Source organism: Microbacterium sp. CPCC 204701, assembly GCF_004010105.1.
GTDB lineage: Bacteria > Actinomycetota > Actinomycetes > Actinomycetales > Microbacteriaceae > Microbacterium.
Genome location: NZ_RRYE01000421.1, coordinates 1 through 2,420 on the forward strand (window position 1 = coordinate 1; position 2,420 = coordinate 2,420).

At 73.0% G+C, this 2,420-nt stretch carries 3 protein-coding genes; 1 reads left to right on the forward strand and 2 read right to left on the reverse strand.

Annotated features, from left to right (window positions below; genetic code table 11):
* Positions 1-139: 139 nt before the first annotated feature.
* The gene (trmB, locus tag EIO58_RS16255) at positions 140-805 is read right to left on the reverse strand and encodes a tRNA (guanosine(46)-N7)-methyltransferase TrmB (protein ID WP_240658945.1); all 666 of its coding nucleotides are present in this window, start codon (positions 803-805) and stop codon (positions 140-142) included.
* Between the two features lie 90 nt (positions 806-895).
* Positions 896-1,741 (reverse strand): DUF3097 domain-containing protein, encoded by an 846-nt coding sequence (locus EIO58_RS16260; RefSeq protein ID WP_127820362.1) that lies wholly within the window; start codon positions 1,739-1,741, stop codon positions 896-898.
* A gap of 154 nt (positions 1,742-1,895) precedes the next feature.
* Here EIO58_RS16260 and EIO58_RS16265 point away from each other — a divergent pair.
* Positions 1,896-2,420 (forward strand): TPM domain-containing protein (locus EIO58_RS16265; protein ID WP_164861794.1); only part of this gene is annotated, 525 nt, incomplete at its 3' end.

The following is a 2,420-nucleotide window of genomic DNA, read 5'->3' on the forward strand; positions in this document are numbered from 1 at the left end:
CCGAACAGCATGCGGAAGTCGCGGTGCGCGAGCGGCCGCAGGAACCTCCAGCGGTCGCGCGGCGGAGTCTGCGCCGCGTCCGCGTCCGCGCGCCCGCCCGGGACCGGGAGCGGCCCCGTGGACGACCCCGGAGCCCCGCTCATGTGCGAGTCGCTCGACGGTACGCCAGGTCGCGGATCTCGCGGCCGACGCGTGCACCCTTGCGCTCGAACGCCGTGAGCACCCGACCGTCGAAGCGCGGCGCCCACTGCCCCTCGAACGCCGGCTCGAAATCGCTGGCGGCCGACATGACCTCGCGCATCTGCAGCGCGTAGTCCTCCCAGTCGGTCGCGAACCGCAGCATCCCGCCGTCGCGCAGTGCACCCCCCGCGATCAGCGCGAAGTCCGCGGTGACGAGCCGGCGCTTGGTGTGCTTCTTCTTATGCCACGGGTCGGGGAAGAACACCCAGAGCTCGGCGACGGATGCCGCGGGCAGCAGGTGCTCGAGCACCTCGGGCGCGTTCGCCTCGACCAGGCGGAGGTTGCGCGCGCCGGCGCGGTCGGCGTCGAGCATCGTGCGGGCCAGGCCCGCCCTGAACACCTCGATCGCAAGAAAGTCGTCCGCGGGCCGCGACGAGGCCGCGTGCACGACCGCGTGCCCCTGTCCCGAGCCGATCTCGACGATGAGCGGCGCCTCGCGCCCCCACACTTCGACCGGGTCGATCGCCGATCCCGGACGGATGCTCGTCGACGCGATGTCGCGCGGCGCCTCGATCACATAGGCCGGCGCGAGCTCGCTCCACGCGCGCTCCTGGGCCTCCGACATCCGTCCGCTGCGTCGCACGAACGATACGGGACGATCGCGGAAGGTGGGGGTCTCGGGCGTCGGCGCGGCGGATTCGGACACCCCACCAGGCTACGACGCCTCCTGCGTCACGAAGTCGATCAGCTCTTCCACACGGCCCAGGAACGCCGGCTCGAGGTCGCGGTAGCTCTTCACCGACGCGAGGATGCGCTGCCACGCGCGGGCGAGGTCGGCCTGGTCGCGCGCCGGCCAGCCGAGTGCGCGGCACACGCCGACCTTGAACTCGATGCCGCGCGGCACCTCGGGCCAGCGCTCGATTCCCATCGAGCGCGGCGTCACGCACTGCCACACGTCGATCCACGGGTGCCCCACGATGAGAAGGTGGGCGCCGTGCCGGCCGCGCGAGATCGCCTCCGAGATGCGGGTCTCCTTCGATCCGGGCACGAGGTGGTCGACCAGCACGCCGTAGCGGCGCTCCGCCGACGGCGGCTCCTCGTCGAGGGCGGCCTGCAGCAGATCGATGCCCTGGAGGTACTCGACGACGACGCCTTCGGCGCGCAGGTCGTCGCCCCACACCCTCTCGACGAGCTCCGCGTCGTGCCGGCCCTCCACGAAGAGGCGGCTGGCCCGCGCCGTGCGGGCGCGCGAGTCGGGTGCGGCGAACGAGCCCGACGCCGTGCGCCGGGGTCCGGTGTTCGCCGGAGCTGCCACGGGCGGCCCGAGGACGACATCCCGGCCGTCGATCAGGAATCCCGGGCCGAGTGGGAACAGCCGGCGCCGGCCGGCGCGGTCCTCGAGCTCGACCATGCCGCCCGAGACCCCGACCACGGCACCGCAGAACCCGTCGTCCGCGACCTCGACGACGAGATCGCGGGATGCCGCCGCCCGGGGCAGCTCTCGCATCCCGTGGCCCTTCCATCCTGTGGCCAGCACATCGGCGCCGTAGCGATCGTCCATCCTCGTCCTCCGGATCGGCAAGGCTACCGGCACGGGCGCCGGTTGCCTGGCAGCGACCCGCCGCCCGTGCCGGCGGGCACCTCGGGCTACCGTCGTATCCCCGCGCCTGCATAGACTCGCATGTGGGGAAACCCCGAGTCTTAGAGGGGGATCGATGCGACTGCGCCGAACGGCAGCGCTGGTGTCCGCTGCGGTGGTCGCGGTCACGGTGATGGGTGCGACGGCTGCCTCGGCCACGCCTCCGGTCACGCTCGGCTCGAGTTACGTGCTCGACGACGCCGGCGTGCTCTCGTCGTCGGAGGAGGCGCAGGCGCAGGAGCGGCTCGACGAACTGAAGACCCAGACCGGGCTCGATCTGTGGGTCGTGTACGTCGACGAGTTCACCGACCCCGCAGACAGCGGGAGCTGGGCGAACCAGACTGCCGACGAGAACGGCCTCGGCGTGACCCAGTACCTCCTCGCCGTCGCCGCCGAGGGCCGGCAGTACTACCTCTCGGGCGCCTCCGAGGGCCCGGTGACCTTCGACCAGCTCGCGACGATCGAGCAGCAGCGGGTGCAGCCCGCGCTCGCCGACGAAGACTGGCTCGGCGCGGTCGACGCCGCCGCAGACGGCCTGACCGACGCCGCCGGCGGCGGATCGGGCGCGGCGGACGGCGCAGGCGGCGGCGCGAGCTGGCTG

What these genes read in the sequence shown, in the direction of transcription:
- trmB (WP_240658945.1), bottom strand. Translation starts at nt 805, where the DNA reads ATGTCGGAGGCCCAGGAGCGCGCGTGGAGCGAGCTCGCGCCGGCCTAT.
- EIO58_RS16260 (WP_127820362.1), bottom strand. Translation starts at nt 1,741, where the DNA reads ATGGACGATCGCTACGGCGCCGATGTGCTGGCCACAGGATGGAAGGGC.